This is a genomic window from Paenibacillus illinoisensis NBRC 15959, assembly GCF_004000925.1.
Lineage (GTDB): Bacteria > Bacillota > Bacilli > Paenibacillales > Paenibacillaceae > Paenibacillus > Paenibacillus illinoisensis.
This window is the reverse complement of the sequence record NZ_BIME01000001.1, coordinates 325,475-342,475: the sequence shown is the minus strand read 5'-3', so window position 1 is coordinate 342,475 and position 17,001 is coordinate 325,475. Positions and strand designations below refer to the sequence as shown.

Sequence of the window (17,001 nt, the reverse complement as noted above, 5' to 3'; positions counted from 1 at the left end):
TATCGATCGGAGTGTTGATATGTTCAACCAAGCGACTTTCCAGTTTGAGAAAGTTTCTGCAATAAAGGTTAGTGAGTTTATCAGAGAACAGTTAGAGGAAGCTATTATCCTTAAAGAAATCATGAGTGAAGATCAGCTCCCTTCGGAACGTGAACTTGCCGAAATGTTCAATGCAAGCCGAATTACCGTTCGTGAAGCCTTATCTGCTCTTGAGCGTAAGGGATTGATTGAAAAACGTGTTGGTGCCAAGGGAGGAACATTCGTACTCCCCATCACGGCTAATGCACATAAAAGAACCAAGGAAGAAATCATGCGTGACTGGGATCAGATGTTACATGTGTTTGAATATCGGACAATCGTGGAGCCGGAAGGTGCTTTTCTGGCTGCTGAGCGGATCACCGCAGGCGAACTGGAGCTGCTGGAAGGTTACATCAAACAGAGTACCGAGCCAGAATGTACCCGGGAATGGTTCAGGGCACTGGACGTCAAGTTTCATCTGACGATTGCCAAGGCGTCAGGGAATCCTTACCTGGAAACGGCAGTCAGACAGATTCGTACCAAGATCAATCCTGCGCTGGATCTGATGCCATACGATGAAAACATTCGGGTTCTTAATCAAGGGGTACATACCGAAATTCTTGAAGCACTGAAATCCCGTGATCCGCTGAAGTCACGAGATACGATGAAACGCCACATTGCATATTCCGCTGATGCCATCTATTCAAGGTTGGTCACAATGGAACAAGAAGGAGATGAGCACTAATGGAACAAGCAAAACTTTTTGAACTAGCACAGCAGCTGCAGCCGAAGCTCACGAACTGGCGTCGGGACTTCCATCGCCATCCGGAAATCGGATACGAAGAGGTGCGGACTTCAGGAATTGTGGCCGACCATCTGGAGAACCTGGGGCTTGAAGTGACCCGTCATGTTGGCAGGACCGGGGTTGTCGGTTTGCTTCGCGGGGAAACGGATGGTCCAACCATTGCACTCCGGGCAGATATGGATGCTCTTCCGATCCAGGATCAGAAATCGGCGGAGTATCGTTCCCAGGTTGAAGGCAAGGCTCACTTGTGCGGTCATGATGCTCATACCACCATTTTGATGGGGGCGGCTGAACTGCTTACCGGTCTTGACAGACCGAAGTCGGGCAACATCAAGTTTGTGTTCCAGCCAGCAGAAGAGGGGCTAGCCGGTGCACGGGCCATGATTCAGGACGGTGTACTGGAGAATCCGAAAGTGGATGCGATTGCAGGTTTGCATGTGACGCCTGGCCAGGATATGGGTACCGTTGGTGTGAGTAAAGGGGTTGCTTTTGCTTCAGCAGACCGTCTGGTGATTCGTGTATTCGGCAAAGGTGGACATGCTGCACGGCCGCATGAAGGCATCGATGCGATTGCCGTATCAGCTCAGGTCATCACAGCGCTGCAGAATATCGCCAGTCGTTTGGTGGATCCGCTGGAGCCCGTTGTAGTCACCATTGGCAAAATCACTGGCGGGTATATGGGCACAGCCATTGCGCCAGAGGTGGAGATGATCGGTACGGTCCGCACACTGTCACCCACCCTTCGTGAACGCATGCCTGCATTGATTGAACAAGTCGTTAGCGGGGTGTGCGCTTCCTTCGGCGCAGGGCATGAAGTTGTTTATGGCGATGGATATCCGGTCGTGGTGAACGATCATGCGATGGTGGATTTGCTTACCGAAACTGTTGATGGATTGGATTGGGCAAAAGGATGGAGCAGCATTCCGCCTTCTACCGGCGGTGAGGATTTTGCCTTCTATTGCGAACAGATTCCTGGCGTTTTCTTCCGTCTTGGTTCAGGCAATGAGGAAGAGCGGACAAGATACCCGCTTCATCATCCGATGTTTGATCTGGATGAAACGGCAATGCCTTATGGTGTAGGCATGCTGTCATCCATAGCGCTTGAGTTTTTGGCAAGACACACGACTTCTGAGGGGGAACGTTCCAAATGAAAAAAAGACAATGGACTGGCATGTGGATTACATTACTGGCTGTAGCATTGGTGCTCAGCGCATGCGGTGGAACAGGTACAGGCACAGACAGCAACTCGGCATCAAGTGGAACCGAAGGCGGCGGAGCTGCCAGCACAACACTTACGATTGCAGCTGCTACCGATATTGAGAGCTTCGATCCGCATAACAACAACAATACATCCAGTGAGGCGGTTCTGGTTAACGTATTCGATTATCTGATCAAAAACGACAGTGAACAAAATAAAGTGCCTGGACTTGCTGAATCCTGGGAACAAGTGGATGACACCACCTGGCGTTTCAAGCTGCGTAAAGGGGTTACGTTCCATAATGGCGATCCATTCACTTCAGCAGACGTCAAATATACACTCGAGCGAGTAGCCAAAGATGAAACGCTTAAACAAAACAGCTATTTCAAAAATATCGTTGAAGTCAAAGCGGTTGATGAGCATACCGTGGATATCATTACAGACGGACCGGATCCGCTCCTGCTTAACCGCCTCTCCAAGATGGGAGCAGGCATCCTGCCTGCCAAATATATCGAGGATAATGGCATGGATGCTTTCCTGAAACAGCCGGTAGGAACCGGACCTTATAAATTCAGCAAATGGACCAAAGATGATCGTGTGGTACTCGTGAAGAATGAGAACTACTATGGCGATGAACCGAAATGGAATGAAGTCGTATTCCGCGTAATCCCTGAGGCTTCCACGCGGGTATCCGAACTGCTCGCAGGTGGAGTTGACGTAGCTGCATCGATTCCATCTACAGACATCGCCCGTATTGAAGGTGAAGCAGACAAGAAAATTGTCAAAGCACCAATCCAGCGCGTGCTGCAGCTGATCTTCCGTCAGACAGAAGGCAGCATTACAGCTGATCCGAAAGTCCGTGAAGCCATTGATCTTGCCATCGACAAACAAGGTATTGTCGACAGCATTGCTGGCGGAGCAGGTATCGTCACCCGTACATCTGTAACGCCAGGTAACTTTGGTGCAGATCCTTCATTATACAAAACATCGCTTTATGATCTGGAAAAAGCCAAGCAGCTCCTGAATGAAGCGGGTTACGCTGAAGGCGAAGCCGAGATGACCATTTCCGTTTCATCGCAATATAAGGAACAGGTTGAAGTTGTTGCTGCCATGCTGGAGCAAGCAGGCTTCAAAATTAATATGGACGTGCTTGAGCCAAGTGCTTTCAGTGAACGTTACAGCTCCAAATCATTCAAGGAAATCTTCATGATCGGTATCGGTAACTCCTTGTTCGACGCTTCCAATAACTACAACCGTTACATGTTGGAAGAAGCTAAAGGAGAATCGGATTACAATAATCCGGAAGTGGAGAAATTGCTTCAATCTGCATTGGTGAACATGGACCCTGAGGCTCGTGAAAAAGAGTACCAGCAAGTACAGCAAATCTTCGCAGAGGAACGTCCAGCCGTGTATCTGTACCAGATGGAAGGGGTCTACGGAACGAATGCACGCGTGAACTTCACGCCGCGCAGTGATGAAATGTTCTATGCCGACGAAATTACACCTGCAGCACAGTAAGACCCGGCAGAAGAACTGGTCATTGCAACGATAGGCCGTGAACGGCAGGGACTGGGTTGACCAAGTTCCTGCCGTTCTTTTGTATCGCATGGAGGTGAATGAGGATGGGAAAGTACGTATTCAAATCTTTACTGCAAGTCATACCGGTATTATTTATTGTATCGCTGATTGTGTTTATATTGGTCAGGGTCACGGGTGATCCTGTTGCCCTGATGCTGCCCGAGACTGCCACAGCGGAAGATCGCGCGGTGCTTACAGAAGCGCTTGGGCTGGATCAACCGCTCTATACGCAATACATGAAATTCCTGGGCAGTGCGTTGCAGGGCGATTTCGGTCAATCTTTTCGCTATGGACAACCAGCCCTGCAGCTTGTTCTGGAGAGATTGCCTGCCAGCTTTGAACTGGCTGTAGCAGCCATGTTTTTTGCCGTTCTGATGGCAGTGCCGCTGGGTGTCATTTCGGCGGTTAAACGTAATACGTTTACCGATCTGATCATTTCGGGGATATCCGTGATCGGCAAGGCGATGCCGAACTTCTGGATGGGCATCATGCTGATCCTGTTGTTCTCCGTTATGTTGGGCGTTCTGCCCGTTTCGGGTCGGGGTGGTCTGTCGCACTTGATCTTGCCCGCATTTACCCTTGGCGTAGGTCTGGCCGCACAGATGACTCGTCTAATTCGTTCCAGCATGCTGGAAATTCTAAGTCAGGATTATATTCGTACGGCACGCAGCAAGGGGCTTGGCCGGATGGTCGTGATTGGGAAACATGCGTTCCGGAACGGCTTGATCCCGGTTGTAACAATTATGAGCTTGCAATTTACGAGTCTGATCGGCGGAACACTGATTACGGAAACGGTGTTCTCTTGGCCGGGGCTGGGACAGCTTCTGGTCGTCGCCGTTAATACACATGACATGGCGATTGTACAGGCAGCCGTGTTTGTCATTGCATTAATCGTAGTTATAACCAATATTCTGACGGACGTAGCTTACCGGCTGCTTGATCCGCGCATTAAATTCGACTAGAAGGAGGTGCAACCTATGACAGGGAGCAATGAAATGCCAATTCCGGGTGCGGAACAGGAGAAGGAGAGTTCACGTACGCAAGGGGGATTTCGCTATATATGGAAACAGCTGATCATCAGCAAGACCGGGATGCTTGGCTCTGTGCTCGTTTTGTTGGTCGTTTTGATCGCCATATGTGCACCTCTGCTAACGAGTCACGATCCTGCAGCTGTCGATCCGCTTAATCGCCTTAAACCTCCTGCCTGGCTGGACGGAGGAGCCTCGGAACATTGGCTTGGTACGGATAACCTGGGCCGAGACATGTGGAGCCGAATCGTGTATGGTGCACGTGTTTCATTAATCGTAGGTATGGGGGCAGTCATTGTCTCAGGAGTGATCGGAGCCATCCTGGGACTGCTATCCGGATTTTATGGGAAATGGCTGGATGCGGTTATCATGCGGGTGGGAGATGCCTTCATGGCCATTCCTACCATTCTGTTCATGCTCGTTGTGATGGCCATCGTTGGCCCGGGAATAACGACCTTGATCTTTGTCATCGGCGTAACCAACTGGGTTCCGTTTACCCGTATCGTTCGAAGTGAGGTTCTTAGCATCAAGGAGCGTGACTTTGTTCATGCTGCCAGGTCCATAGGAGCCAAGAATGGACGGTTGATTGTAAAACACATTCTGCCAAACATCCTGTCTTCCTTTATCGTCATCTGCGGTATGAACGTCGGAACGACCATTATTATGGAAGCTTCGCTCAGTTTCCTTGGTCTGGGCATTAAGCCGCCGGACGTTTCATGGGGAGGCATGCTCAGTGATGGAAGACAATATGTAGCCACAAGCTGGTGGGTAGCCACATTCCCGGGACTAGCCATCACATTCACAGTGCTTGGCGTTATTTTCCTCGGGGATTGGCTGCGCGATGTACTTGATCCACGTACGGAAACGAATAAAAAATAACAGGACTGGGAAAGGGGACCTTCATATGAACAAACGACCGATCATGCCGGAGGATTTATATCACTATCGTTCCATTAGCCAACCCGTAATCCATCCGAATGGACAGGTGGCTTACGTAGAGCAGACCATAGATCGGCAAAAGAACGAGTACAACACCCGGATTCGGGGAATCTCGCTAGATGGCAGCAATGATGTCGAGCTCACGAATGGCACCAAGGACACAGCGCCGAACTGGACACCGGACGGAACACGGCTTGCTTTCTTGCGTTTGGAAGAGGGCGGCAAAGGATTATGGACGCTTGCGGCAGGAGAGGACGAACCTGTTAATCTTATTCCGCCAGAGCGAAAAATAGTGGATTACGCTTGGTCACCTGACGGCCAGTATGTTGCCTTCACCTGCAAAGTGCAGATAAAAGACGCAGGTGACAAAGATGAGCCGAAGAATGAAACGGCATCTGAGCTGCGTGGCAAAGTGTATGAACGTACAACGCCGAAAGCGGAGGGATCCGGCTGGTGGGACGGTCTCTACAGCCATCTGTTCGTTTATGAGGTGGAAAGTGGAGAGATCACATCAGTGACCACCGGACCTTGGAATGTCAGTGGACCCACATGGTCCCCGGATAGCCGGAGCATTGCTTTTATCTCGAAGCAGGTGGAGGATAAGGAGGCCGATGCGGATCTGCTGTACTTCACTGACGTATACACTATTCGGCTGGGAGAAAGTGAGCCTTCCAAAGTGACAGACTCCAGTCTGCTGGTGAGCCAGTTCTCCTATTCTCCCGATGGTCAGGTACTGAACCTGATTGCCAGCGACCGGGAATTCGGCAGTGGCAGCCATAACAGATTATACACAGTTCCGGTTCAAGGAGGAACGCCACAGCCGATCACAACGGGACTCGATATGCAGTTAGGCAACGCGGCACTCGGAGATATGAAGTCCGCCAGTCCGACTCCATCTCCGCTCTGGGATGCCAAACATCCTGAACGAGGCATGTTTGTACTCGGTACGCATGATGGAAGCGTGGATGTATACCGCATCCATGAAAATGGAAACTGTCAGCCCGTGACCGGAAAAGGTGAAAAGGATGTGTATCAATACACGTTGTCACCGGATGGAACCACACTCGTCGTTGCTGCTCTGACAGTCGATCACCCTGCGGAGCTGTACCGCGTGGATGTTGAGACTGGCGAAATGATCAGGCTCACCCGGAGAAACGACGAATGGATCAACGCGCTCCAAGTGAATGTCCCTGAACGGATTGAATTTTCATCCACAGACGGCTGGCGCATCCAGGGATGGCTGCTGCAGCCTGCGAGGCAGGATTCGAGTGCCAAAACTCCACTGATTTTGCAAATCCACGGAGGCCCGCATGCAATGTATACAGGCACTTTCAGTTTTGAGATGCAGACACTTGCAGCACAAGGTTATGCCGTTTTATGGGTGAATCCGCGAGGGAGTATGGGATACGGACAGGAATTTGCCAGAGCTTGCCGTGGTGATTTCGCGGGTGGAGACTTCCGAGATTTAATGGAGGCGGTCGACCATGCCCTGGACACTTACGAAACATTTGATGAATCACGTCTGGGTGTTGCAGGCGGTAGTTACGGAGGGGTTATGACGAACTGGATCGTTGCCCACAGCAATCGGTTCAAGGCAGCTGTTACCCAGCGCTGCATCTCCAATTGGCTCTCCATGTACGGTACCAGTGATATAGGCATATCTTATGTTGAGGGAGTCATTGGGGGCAATCCGGCAGAGAATGCCGAGCTGTTATGGTCCCGTTCACCGCTGGCTCACGCACATAAGATCGACACACCGCTTCTTATCATGCATGGGGAGCAGGACTATCGGACTCCGATTGCCCAGGCGGAGGAGCTCTATACCACGCTCAAACGTTACGGCAAAACAACCAAACTGATTCGCTACCCTGGTTCCAATCACTCGTTGCTCAAAAGCGGCAAGCCTTCACTACGAGTCGACAGTTTCGAACAGATCAATGCCTGGTTCAATCAGTATCTTCGAGATGAGGCGGTCTGAGCATGAGTCAGGTGCGGCTTTCAATTCCTGTAGGGATGCTGGTGGAGAATGTTTTGACGAGTGGTGAACCGATTGAGATTATTATCGATCGTTTGCAGCGGAGAGATCTCGCACCTTTGCTGTCCAAGATCAAGGAACCAACCATGGATTTGGAAGAACGGTTGCAGACGGCAGAAGAAGCTGCAGAGGATTGGGCGGAGGCTCTTCGCAGCGGATACGAGTTTAAGTTTTTGCATATCAACGGATTAAAAAGGGTGCTGGACTTTCGTTTTGATCGTAAGATTGATCGGGACTACAGCCAAGAGGAGTTAACCTTGCGGCATATCCAATTAAGCGCTCAAGAGATAGAATTGCTGCGCATGCTTATTGGCCGGCAGTGGGACGTTGTTGAAGAAGAAAATAATGAGGCAGGTGCAGCGCTCTCAACCGATACTCTCACTCTCGTGGGGATAAAACTAAAATATCAATAATTCAACCTATATAAATTGCAATCTTATATGGAATGGTCCTGAGGAGTTTACCAGGGCTTTTTTTATTTTGTTGAGCGAAAAGGCAAGATGCGCACGATTATGCGCTGCATAAAAAAGGAACAGGATCATTCGATGGGGCACTTATATTAGCCGTGGCGGTTGATAGACAGGAACATAGTATAGTCTAAACGGGAAGGATAGTATCTTTTTCTGCTGAAGGGAGTGAAATGTTTTGCCAAATAGCACAGGAATGATCTATAACCCGGTCAATGGAGCGACGCAATCCACTCAGGTTCTTGTAACCTGCATTAATGATTCCCTGGATACGACAATTAATATTGAACTTGAAATATTCAGATGGGACACAACGCAAACGGTACGTGTACCGGTTGGTCATGATTTGTTTGCATTAGGCCCGCAAATTACCAGAACGATCATCTATCCACTCATTAATGCCGCATTTTTTGAGGTTCAAAGTGACTTTTTCAGTGCAACGAGTACTATGATCAATGTTTACGGTGTAGACTCTACAGGTCAGGTGATTCAACGTGTCCTTCAGTCGGAAATGTCCATCATAGACCGATTTACAAATATCCCTTAAAAACTTGAGGTGATTACATTGCCAGTTGTTAATATTACGGGAGCCTTGGCAGGCAACCAGTTTGAACCCTCCATCGCTGTAAATACGTTAAATCCGAATATTATGTGCGTCGTAGCGGTAGACACCAGCACAGGGCCAACGCTAACTGGCTTCTACCGCAGCATTGATGGTGGCAATACCTGGTCGACCACGGTGCTTCCGCAGCCTGCGGGATATTCCGGGGCAGAAGCACCTACTATTGACTATACTTTTCCGAACACCTTTATTGTGACGGCTCACGTATTTAACGGGATCAACGACGGTACAATTGTCAGTTATACTTCTTTTGATGATGGGCTAACGTGGCAACCACCTGTAATCGTTCAGGCGGGTTACGGTACAGTTGTTCACAATGACGAACCCTTTATTGCCGTCGACCGGTCTCCAGGCAGTCCTTACCGAGGGCATGCTTACGTGGGGTATACTCCGCTTGCTACAACTTCTTCGGCCATTTTCACCCAAAGATCTGTAACGCAGGGCCTGTCCTGGGATCCGCCAGATCGACAGTCCAACCCACGCGGGATACATGACCGTGCTGCTCTAGCCGTTGGGTTCTCTGGTGAAGTATATGCTGGATATATTCTTACTGGCCCTGCGAGCCCTTCTGCATTGCTCAGGATATCTTATGATGGCGGAATCAATTATCAGCCTCCCGTTGAGCGACAGCCCACGTTCATCTCATCCGTTGTACCTGCGCCTTCGCCATTGCCTGTACCCAATTACGCATTTCGAGTTCAAACCAACCTGTGTCTGGGTGCTGATATATCCATTGGACCTAACAGTGGAACCGTATATGGAGTCTGGAACGATGCCCGAAATGGTTACACGGATGTGTTCCTCAGCGAATCACCTGATGGACTGCTCTGGTCAGCTCCTGTAAGTATAACGGGTGCCCCTCCAGGTACACAGAACTTCTTCCCATTTATAACCGTGTCCCCATTTGCCGGAACGATTCGGATCATTTATATGACCAACCGGATCGACGGATTCCTTCTGGATGTATTCGTTGCTGAATCTTTTGACGGTGGGGTTACGTTCAGTAATCGGAGACTCACGACGACTTCTTTTAATCCGAATGGAAATAATCCGGTTCCAACACCGCTCATTGGGGATTATATTACGGCTGCTACCGCCGCTCCTGATAATCTGGCTGCCGTTTGGATGGCGACCACGCCACCAACAGGAAAACTGGACGTGTATTTTGGTACGTAACCATGCTTGGGGAGCCTTGGCAGGTCAGCCAGGGCTCAATCTATAATTCTTTTCTATTAGCCTACACCTGATCTATTCTTCTACATATGATGAAAGATCATTCATAGAAGAGAGGTTAAGCCTTGAACAATACAGAGGGTGGACATGGGGTTTCCATTATTGTATGTACGAACCGGTCACAGTTTTTTGATAACATTCTGACGAATTTTAAGAGACAGCGGTACCGGAGCAAAGAGTTGATTATCATTCTTAATCATGACGGCATGGATCTGGAATCATATCGAAACCGTGTTCGAGGCCACGCCAATATTCATGTATATCAGGTTCCTGAGAGAATCTCATTGGGACAATGCTTGAATGCAGGGATTGAACGTGCCCGCTTCTCGTTAATTGCTAAGTTTGATGATGATGATTATTATTCTTCCCATTATTTGAAAGAACAAGTAGGGGCATTAAAACGGACCCGAAGTGATATCGTGGGCAAACATTCCTGTCTGGTATATCTCGGCGCTTCGAAAAAACTACTGATCAGATCCCCTAAGGAAGCCAGTAAATTCGTAGAGTTTGTGCAGGGGGGCACGATTCTGTTCAAAAAGGAAGTCCTCAAGAAGGTTCGATTCACCGACCGTTCCGTGGGTGAAGATGTTACCTTTCTGAGGCAATGCAGGAAGAAAGGGTTCAAAACATATGCGACCTCACCCTATAACTATGTCTATCACCGGAGGCAGAACAAGAAAAGCCATACGTGGAAAGCAGATGATGCGTTTTATCTGCAGGGCAGTAAACTACTCACCGTTACAGACCAGTTTCGCCCATTCGCAGACAAGGAAATCTAAATGGCGACATCCATGAAGTAAATAGGCGCTCCTGTGAGCGCCCCATTAAACTATCGAGTGATTGAAGATAACTCTGAAATAAAACCTGGTGAAGACACCAGATCAAGGCTCACGGATTCAAACATTTGCAGGAATATCATATCTAATCTTGAAGTAATCTGTATGAAGTCTCATTTAAGGAGGATGAAATGACGACAGCTTTAATAACCGTAATCATTGGTATAGTAATTGTTGTGTTCGGGCTGACCACAGGATTGATTCTGGTCTTAAATGTCACTAAAAGGCTGCGAACGGGTCAAGAGAAGATGCAGAACAAAAAAGAGATTTTGAAATTCGGAATGCCTGCAGAAGCAATCATCCAGGATATCGCTGAGACTTCATCCAGCATGGATGGACGGCCTGGCGTGCGTCTTGATCTGTTAGTTACCCAGGAAGATGGTCAGATCTTTCAAACCATTGTGAAGACGTATATTCCAATCATACATGTCCCCAAATTTCAGAGAGGAAGCGTAATAGATGTGAAATACATAGAGGATGGGGCAGCGAAAAAGGTAGAGGTTGTGGACGCTTACATCCCATAACAATTCATTTCAAACAAATTATCCTATAAAACCGCAGCAATGCGGTTTTTTCTTATGTCTATGGATTGTCATCATTCCTCAAGTCGAATCCAAAGAATGCTATAAAATGATTTTCTTGAAAAATAACAAATTGATAAATATTATTTATCGAATAACAACTAAATTCCTTTCATGAAAGTTTCACAACTTCGTTTACATCATAGTGAAAAAGTCATATAATTGTCATCGGAAGGTTAACAACTAACTTAAAGTTACCTAGTGTTAAAAAGAAACTAAAGAGACATCATGAAAGAAGGCTATTCGTAATGAACACATTTTTTGTTGATCCGAGCGGGAATCTGAAAACACAATTAAGAGGTAAAGAAGTTCTATCCAATCCAATTCTGAACAAGGGTATCGCCTTTACCGAAGAAGAGAGAAAAGAACTTAACCTGAACGGCATTTTGCCGCCGATGGTTTTAAATATTGAAGAACAGGTGAGCCGGGTTTATCAGCAGCTGCAAAATGAGTCTGATAACTTGCGTAAAAGCATCATGCTAAATGACTTGTTTAACCGAAACATTGTTTTATTTTATCGATTATTGAAAGAACACCTTAGTGAAATGCTCCCGATTGTATATACACCTACGGTCGGGCAAGCGATTCAGGAATATAGCCATCAATACCACAGACCTGGTGGTGTGTACCTCTCCATTAACGATATGAAAGGCCTGGAGGAGGCATTCCGGAACAGTGGTCTGCAAGCTGGAGACGTGGATCTCATTGTGGTAACCGACTCGGAAAGCATTCTCGGTATCGGAGACTGGGGTGTGGGCGGCATTAACATTGCCATCGGTAAACTGGCGGTGTACACCGCTGCCGTAGGGGTTGATCCTAGCCGAGTACTTCCTGTAGTACTTGATGTTGGAACGAATAATCCTACTTTGCTGAATGATCCATTATATGTAGGGAATCGTCATGAACGTATCCGCGGTGAGAAGTATGATCAGTTTATTGAAGCTTTTGTGAAGGAAACGACCAAATGGTTCCCCGACGTTCTGCTTCACTGGGAAGACATGGGCAGCGTAAATGCCAGAAACATCATCCATAAATATGGAGAAGAGCTGCTCACCTTCAATGATGATATCCAAGGAACGGGTGCAGTCACACTGGCTGCTGTAATGTCAGGCGTTCAGGTTACAGGTGTACCACTTCGTGAGCATCGCGTACTGGTATTTGGCCCAGGGGCTGCCGGTATTGGTAATGCGGATCAGATTAGAGATGCTATGATGGAAGAAGGACTTACGCAGGAGGAAGCGGAAAACCGGTTCTGGGCATACGACTATCGCGGTATTTTGACGGACGAGATCGAAGGATTGTTCGAGTACCAAAAGCCATATGTACGCAAAGCGGACGAGATCCAAGACTGGAATCGGGATGAACAGGGGCAGGTTAATCTGCTTGAAGCTGTTACTCGTATTAAACCGACCATTCTGATCGGTACATCAGGTGTTACAGGTGCCTTCAACGAACAGGTTGTTAAGGAAATGGCCAAGCATGTGGAACGTCCAATCATCATGCCGATGTCCAATCCAACTTCCCTTGCTGAAGCAGCTCCAAAAAGCCTGATTGAATGGACGGATGGCAAAGCATTGATCGCAACAGGAAGCCCGTTTGAACCTGTAATGTATAATGACATTCAGTTCGAAATCGGTCAATCCAACAATGCGTTTGTTTTCCCTGGTCTGGGACTGGGAGCGATTGTAGCCAAAGCTTCAAAATTTACGAAGAATATGTTTACAGCAGCGGCAATCGCGGTAGCAGGTGCAGTAGATTCTTCTGAACCAGGAGCTCCACTGCTGCCAAGGGTGAAAGAATTGCAGGATGTTTCTTACAAAGTGGCAGTGGCTGTAGCGAAAGCAGCAATCGAAGACGGTGTCGCCCGCCGTCAACTTGAAAACGTGGAAGAGGCGATTAAGGAAGCCATGTGGCACCCTGTATATAGACCGATCCTTGCAGCAGTTTAATAATTGTGAACACGCTATGGTTTGAATATGACAATACGTCACACCGAGAGAATACCTGTCCATCCGTACAGGTATTCCTTGGCTGTGTCCAAAATTGAAAATAACATATCATATGATCAAAATTTTTGTCATTTGTTGAAGTGTTGCAAATGCTCAGATCATAAATGGAGGTTTGACCAGCATGTCAGTAAGTGACATTTTCATTATATTAATTCCTATATTTTTCGTAATTTTACTCGGTTTTTTTGGAGGCTATTTCAAAGTATTTAACTCCGCATCCTCCAAAGGTCTGAATACACTGGTGACCAAGTTTGCGCTGCCGGCGCATTTGTTCATTGGTATCACTACGACGAAAAAAGAGACCCTGATTGACAAGTGGCCATTCTTCATGACCATATTCCTGGGGATTATCGGCTTCTATGTTGTGCTGCTGTTAGTGATGCGTTTCATTTTCAAAGTCAATCTTAGTCAGTCATCGATCTTTTCATTAAATGCTACTCAACCTTCATTTGCATTTATGGGAATTCCGGTCCTGGGTAACCTGTTCGGTGCGGCTGAAGTCACCATTCCAATTGCAATCACGGGCATCGTAGTTAATGCGCTGCTTGATCCAATCGCGACCATTGTCAGTTCTGTGGGGAAGAAAACGGAAGAGGGCAAGCAGAGTGGTCATGGCGAAAGCTTGCTTAAACTTACGATCCATTCCATCATCCATGGTCTGAAAGAACCGCTTGCCTGCATTCCGCTTCTAGGTGTGATCCTGACACTTGTTGGCTTCCAGTCACCTCAGCTGCTGCAAAGCTCTTTTGACCAGATCGGTAGCATAACATCCGGAGCAGCCCTGTTTGCAATCGGGGTAACGGTGGGCATTAACCGGATCAAATTCAGCCTGAATGCCATCAGCATTTCGCTGTTGAAGGTGATTGCCCTGCCATTGTTTACGTACATGTTTGCATTATTGATGGGACTTTCATCCACCGACATGACTATGGTCATCCTGCTGGTATCCTTCCCAGGTTCAGCCGTAGCTGCGATGATTGCATCCAGGTTCGATACACTTGAGGTGGAGACAGCGTCATCCTTTGTCATGAGCTCCGTGCTGTCATTGATCTCACTGCCAATCCTCATTTCCATATTGGTTTAATTCAGAAGAAGCCGCGATATTGGTATTATCCCCTTTTAGTAGACATGAGAAAAAAGACATCTGGTAAGATGAACTTAATCATGTCAAACGAAGGGGATTTTTTCATGGCTAAAAAGGGCAAACTTTCCGGCGGTACTCCTTGGAATTGAAATTGGAGGCAGTTCGGCTGGTCAAAGGCACGCCATCGTCTGGTTTGGCTCTTGAAGTTAGCTGCAGTTTCCCGCTCGGGTTATTACAAGTGGAGAAAAAGCATACCCAAATCGGCTTGAGTGCCAGTTTCGGGCGGATAGAGGTTGAACAGCAAGCGAGTGAATACCTATTGTTTTACAACCAAAACCGATTCCAGAAAAAGTTAAACGACCGTTCCCCGGTTGAATACCGGGAAGCGGCCGTAACTTAAATCTTGTCTTTTTTTTGTACTGTCTACTTGACAGGGTTATGACCAATCTGCGGCTTTTTCAATGTCTATTCACTGTAGTTAATGATGTGTCTAGCTTACTGCGTTACTGCTCACCATGTATTGATCCATCTTCGCTTTTAATTGCTCAGATGCCGGCATCAGCGGCAGGCGCAGTTGATCGGAAGTAATGATTCCTTGATTGACAAGCAGCCATTTGATCATGGCAGGAGCGGGCTCTGCAAAGAGATGGTCAATAAAAGGAGCCACACGAGTAAACAGCTCACGCGAGCCCTCTTTGTCCCCATTTTTAAAGCGATCGTACACTTCAATGAATTGCTCCGTGTTAATATTGGCAGATGCAAGCATGCCGCCAGCAGCACCTTCACTTAACATATCGTAAAAGAATGCATCATCCCCGCACAGGATTGGTTTGGATCCGCTTCGTACCAGTTCCGACATTAGTTCCACACCATTGGTACTGTCCTTAAGGCCAATAACCCCGTCTAAGTTCATTATTCTTTTCATCGTATCCACCGAGACACGGACACCCGTGCGTGCAGGGATTTCATATACAATCATGGGTACTCCCACTTCGGCAGTCACACGAAAATGCTCATAAATGCCTTCCTCTGTTGGTCTGTTGTAGTAGGGAGTTACAACAAGAACGGCGTCCGCACCGAGTTCACCAGCCATTTGTGTTCGCTTGACCGTTGATGCTGTATCGTTGGTTCCGGTCCCAACGACGATGGGTATTGTTTTATTTATGCTTTGCAAGGTTTCCTTCGTGACTTGAACAAGCTGTTCCACTTCATCCCATGAAACCGTAGGTGACTCTCCTGTAGTGCCGTTAATAACTAAACCGTGAATTCCGCTATTCGCCATATGTGTGATGTAGTTCCGAAAGGAAGGGATATCGAGCTGATTATCCTTCGTAAAAGGGGTGATTACCGGTACATAAATACCTTGAATCTGTTGTTCGGTTAGCATAATATGGCCTCCATTTATGTTGAAATGACATTAAATTCACTTTACCATGGGAATTGGCATCATAGTTAACTATAATAGATGATGGGTGTTATCGATTATTTTGATAAGGAAGGTATCAGGAACATGGATTTGAATTATTTTCAAACCTTTCGTGAAGTGGCCGTGCGGCAAAGTTTCACCAAGGCGGCAGAAGAGCTTGGCTACGCACAGTCGAGTGTAACGACACAGATTCAAAAGCTGGAAAAAATCTATCAGGTCAAATTATTCGAACGTTACAATAACAATAAAATCCGACTTACTTCAGCAGGGGAAGAATTGTTCAAGCTCTCCGGACAACTCCTGGAGATATATGAACATTCGCAGGAAAAGCTGACCAAACAGGGCGGAGGTTCGCTTACCATCGCAACGATGGATTCGCTGGCTTCCTATTTTCTTCCTGCCCCGATTCAGACGACGCGCAAGCAGTATCCTGAACTGGGTATTCGGCTGCAGACCGATCGGGAAGACATGATTTTGCAGAAAGTAAAAGAGGGAGAAGCCGATGTGGGACTTATTCTCGCGAATGCTTCATCCGAATCAGGCTTGCAGTGGATCACCATCCGGGAAGAGCCGCTGGTGCTCATCGTTAACACAGATCATCCCCTTGCGAAGAAGCAGAAAATCGAACTGAGCGATCTGGCTGACGAAGAATGGATTATGCCCGAGGATACCTGCAATTACAGACAGCTGCTGGAGAGAGTATTGAGGGCTAACGGTATTTCTTATAAAGTAGGTCTGGAGCTCGGAAGCCCTGAGGCGATTAAACGAAGCATTATGGCAGGATCGGGTATCTCGCTTTTGCCTCAAATGATCGCCCTCGATGAGATCCGGCGGGAGGAACTCACCGTATTGCCACTGGAGCATGGCGAATTCAGACTCGAAATCCAGTTAGTCATTCACACCCGAAAATGGGTATCTCATGCATTGCGCCAATTTGTCACGAACCTCGGAGCCAAGGAGACTGAATGGTAAACCATTCGGTCTTTTTGGTGATGGAATATTTCGAAAACGTTTAGCAAAACCGGAAGTGATGAAATGTTCTATTCCATTTTATCTTGAAGCTTAAATATCAAATTTTTGTTCTATTAAAAGCATGATTTTGTATATGACGTACAGCGGAAAACTCATGTTACCATGGTGAT

The 17,001-nt window shown here is 47.5% G+C and carries 16 protein-coding genes; 15 read left to right on the top strand and 1 reads right to left on the bottom strand.

Annotated elements, in window-relative coordinates; translation table 11 throughout:
- Positions 1 to 19 precede the first annotated feature (19 nt).
- From PIL01S_RS01430 to PIL01S_RS01365, 14 genes are all read left to right on the top strand, one after another.
- Positions 20 to 763, top strand: a complete 744-nt coding sequence (locus PIL01S_RS01430; RefSeq protein WP_127535940.1) for a FadR/GntR family transcriptional regulator — start codon at positions 20 to 22, stop codon at positions 761 to 763.
- Positions 763 to 1,974: a M20 metallopeptidase family protein gene (locus PIL01S_RS01425; protein ID WP_127535939.1), complete on the top strand. Its 1,212-nt coding sequence runs from the start codon at positions 763 to 765 to the stop codon at positions 1,972 to 1,974. The genes PIL01S_RS01430 and PIL01S_RS01425 overlap by 1 nt, the downstream gene beginning before the upstream one ends.
- Positions 1,971 to 3,539 carry an ABC transporter substrate-binding protein gene (locus PIL01S_RS01420; RefSeq protein WP_127535938.1) on the top strand — a complete coding sequence of 523 codons (1,569 nt, stop codon included), beginning with the start codon at positions 1,971 to 1,973 and terminating at the stop codon, positions 3,537 to 3,539. Before PIL01S_RS01425 ends, PIL01S_RS01420 begins: the two co-directional genes overlap by 4 nt.
- Positions 3,540 to 3,643: 104 nt before the next feature.
- Positions 3,644 to 4,561, top strand: a complete 918-nt coding sequence (locus PIL01S_RS01415) for an ABC transporter permease (RefSeq protein WP_127535937.1) — start codon at positions 3,644 to 3,646, stop codon at positions 4,559 to 4,561.
- A gap of 15 nt (positions 4,562 to 4,576) precedes the next feature.
- On the top strand, positions 4,577 to 5,506 hold the full coding sequence (locus PIL01S_RS01410; protein ID WP_127535936.1) for an ABC transporter permease: 930 nt from the start codon (positions 4,577 to 4,579) through the stop codon (positions 5,504 to 5,506).
- A gap of 25 nt (positions 5,507 to 5,531) precedes the next feature.
- Positions 5,532 to 7,544: a S9 family peptidase gene (locus PIL01S_RS01405; protein ID WP_127535935.1), complete on the top strand. Its 2,013-nt coding sequence runs from the start codon at positions 5,532 to 5,534 to the stop codon at positions 7,542 to 7,544.
- 2 nt (positions 7,545 to 7,546) lie between these two features.
- A complete protein-coding gene (locus tag PIL01S_RS01400; protein ID WP_127535934.1) occupies positions 7,547 to 8,014 on the top strand; it encodes a hypothetical protein in 468 nt (155 codons plus the stop codon).
- Between the two features lie 232 nt (positions 8,015 to 8,246).
- Entirely contained in the window at positions 8,247 to 8,615 is a 369-nt protein-coding gene (locus tag PIL01S_RS01395; protein WP_127535933.1) for a hypothetical protein, read from the top strand.
- 18 nt (positions 8,616 to 8,633) lie between these two features.
- Entirely contained in the window at positions 8,634 to 9,866 is a 1,233-nt protein-coding gene (locus PIL01S_RS01390; RefSeq protein WP_127535932.1) for a beta propeller repeat protein, read from the top strand.
- Positions 9,867 to 9,988: 122 nt separating this feature from the next.
- A complete protein-coding gene (locus PIL01S_RS01385) occupies positions 9,989 to 10,702 on the top strand; it encodes a glycosyltransferase family 2 protein (protein ID WP_127535931.1) in 714 nt (237 codons plus the stop codon).
- A gap of 188 nt (positions 10,703 to 10,890) precedes the next feature.
- Positions 10,891 to 11,283 carry a hypothetical protein gene (locus tag PIL01S_RS01380; RefSeq protein WP_127535930.1) on the top strand — a complete coding sequence of 131 codons (393 nt, stop codon included), beginning with the start codon at positions 10,891 to 10,893 and terminating at the stop codon, positions 11,281 to 11,283.
- 305 nt (positions 11,284 to 11,588) lie between these two features.
- A complete protein-coding gene (locus PIL01S_RS01375) occupies positions 11,589 to 13,289 on the top strand; it encodes an NAD-dependent malic enzyme (protein WP_127535929.1) in 1,701 nt (566 codons plus the stop codon).
- A gap of 181 nt (positions 13,290 to 13,470) precedes the next feature.
- Entirely contained in the window at positions 13,471 to 14,433 is a 963-nt protein-coding gene (locus PIL01S_RS01370) for an AEC family transporter (protein ID WP_127535928.1), read from the top strand.
- A gap of 139 nt (positions 14,434 to 14,572) precedes the next feature.
- On the top strand, positions 14,573 to 14,833 hold the full coding sequence (locus tag PIL01S_RS01365; protein WP_127535927.1) for an IS3 family transposase: 261 nt from the start codon (positions 14,573 to 14,575) through the stop codon (positions 14,831 to 14,833).
- Positions 14,834 to 14,923: 90 nt separating this feature from the next.
- Here PIL01S_RS01365 and dapA read toward each other — a convergent pair whose 3' ends face one another.
- Entirely contained in the window at positions 14,924 to 15,820 is an 897-nt protein-coding gene (gene dapA, locus PIL01S_RS01360; RefSeq protein ID WP_127535926.1) for a 4-hydroxy-tetrahydrodipicolinate synthase, read from the bottom strand.
- 123 nt (positions 15,821 to 15,943) lie between these two features.
- Here dapA and PIL01S_RS01355 point away from each other — a divergent pair, with 123 nt between their 5' ends.
- A complete protein-coding gene (locus PIL01S_RS01355) occupies positions 15,944 to 16,831 on the top strand; it encodes a LysR family transcriptional regulator (protein ID WP_127535925.1) in 888 nt (295 codons plus the stop codon).
- Positions 16,832 to 17,001: the final 170 nt, after the last annotated feature.

Coding starts and splice junctions, on each gene's coding strand:
- PIL01S_RS01430 (WP_127535940.1), top strand. CDS start 20: ATGTTCAACCAAGCGACTTTCCAGTTTGAGAAAGTTTCTGCAATAAAG.
- PIL01S_RS01425 (WP_127535939.1), top strand. CDS start 763: ATGGAACAAGCAAAACTTTTTGAACTAGCACAGCAGCTGCAGCCGAAG.
- PIL01S_RS01420 (WP_127535938.1), top strand. CDS start 1,971: ATGAAAAAAAGACAATGGACTGGCATGTGGATTACATTACTGGCTGTA.
- PIL01S_RS01415 (WP_127535937.1), top strand. CDS start 3,644: ATGGGAAAGTACGTATTCAAATCTTTACTGCAAGTCATACCGGTATTA.
- PIL01S_RS01410 (WP_127535936.1), top strand. CDS start 4,577: ATGACAGGGAGCAATGAAATGCCAATTCCGGGTGCGGAACAGGAGAAG.
- PIL01S_RS01405 (WP_127535935.1), top strand. CDS start 5,532: ATGAACAAACGACCGATCATGCCGGAGGATTTATATCACTATCGTTCC.
- PIL01S_RS01400 (WP_127535934.1), top strand. CDS start 7,547: ATGAGTCAGGTGCGGCTTTCAATTCCTGTAGGGATGCTGGTGGAGAAT.
- PIL01S_RS01380 (WP_127535930.1), top strand. CDS start 10,891: ATGACGACAGCTTTAATAACCGTAATCATTGGTATAGTAATTGTTGTG.
- PIL01S_RS01375 (WP_127535929.1), top strand. CDS start 11,589: ATGAACACATTTTTTGTTGATCCGAGCGGGAATCTGAAAACACAATTA.
- PIL01S_RS01370 (WP_127535928.1), top strand. CDS start 13,471: ATGTCAGTAAGTGACATTTTCATTATATTAATTCCTATATTTTTCGTA.
- dapA (WP_127535926.1), bottom strand. CDS start 15,820: ATGCTAACCGAACAACAGATTCAAGGTATTTATGTACCGGTAATCACC.
- PIL01S_RS01355 (WP_127535925.1), top strand. CDS start 15,944: ATGGATTTGAATTATTTTCAAACCTTTCGTGAAGTGGCCGTGCGGCAA.